Annotated in this window: 1 protein-coding gene; it reads right to left on the bottom strand. The window is 34.7% G+C overall.

The genetic code is table 11. The annotated features are described in order from the left end of the window. Window positions 1-21: 21 nt before the first annotated feature. A partial coding sequence (locus HXZ69_RS15235; protein WP_286496465.1) for an IS256 family transposase occupies window positions 22-743 on the bottom strand: 722 nt, incomplete at its 5' end.

The following is a 743-nucleotide window of genomic DNA, read 5'->3' as shown; positions in this document are numbered from 1 at the left end:
GCTTGGGTTAGGTTCTACTTTTTAGAGTCTAACCCTTTCTTGATATAGGATTAAAAATTGATCAATAATAACTCCCCAGTTTCTTACTGGCATAGACCATTTTTTAGTTGCTTCTCTCACAGCCAAATATACGGATTTCATAACAGCTTCATCTGTAGGGAAGGATAATTTATTTTTAGTGTACTTCCTTATTTTACCGTTTAGATTCTCAATTAGATTGGTGGTATATATGATTTTCCTAATATCTACGGGGAATTCAAAGAAAACCGTAAGGTCTTCCCAGTTGTTTTTCCATCTTTGGATGGCATAAGAATATTTATGTTCCCACTTAGAAGCAAAATCATTTAAAGCAGCTTCAGCAGCCTGTTTAGTTGGCGCGTTGTAGATTTCTTTCATATCAGCAGTAAACTGTTTCTTATCTTTCCAAACAACGTATTTACAAGCATTTCGAATCTGATGTACTACACATATTTGTGTTTTAGATTCAGGAAAAACGGTACGTATGGTATCGGTAAAACCATTTAAGTTATCGGTTGCTGTAATCAAGATATCTTCAGTTCCTCTAGCCTTCATATCGGTTAAAACACTCATCCAAAAGGATGATGACTCATTTTTACCTAACCATAATCCTAAAACTTCTTTGCGTCCATCGCGTTTTAAGCCTACTGCGATATAAATGGTTTTATTAATTACTTTGGAACCTTCTCTAACCTTAAAAACAATTCCGTCCATCCAAACGATTA

This window comes from Empedobacter sp. R132-2, assembly GCF_030324375.1.
Lineage (GTDB): Bacteria > Bacteroidota > Bacteroidia > Flavobacteriales > Weeksellaceae > Empedobacter > Empedobacter falsenii_B.
The sequence above is the reverse complement of the archived record's forward strand: the minus strand, read 5'-3'. Positions and strand labels throughout refer to the sequence as shown.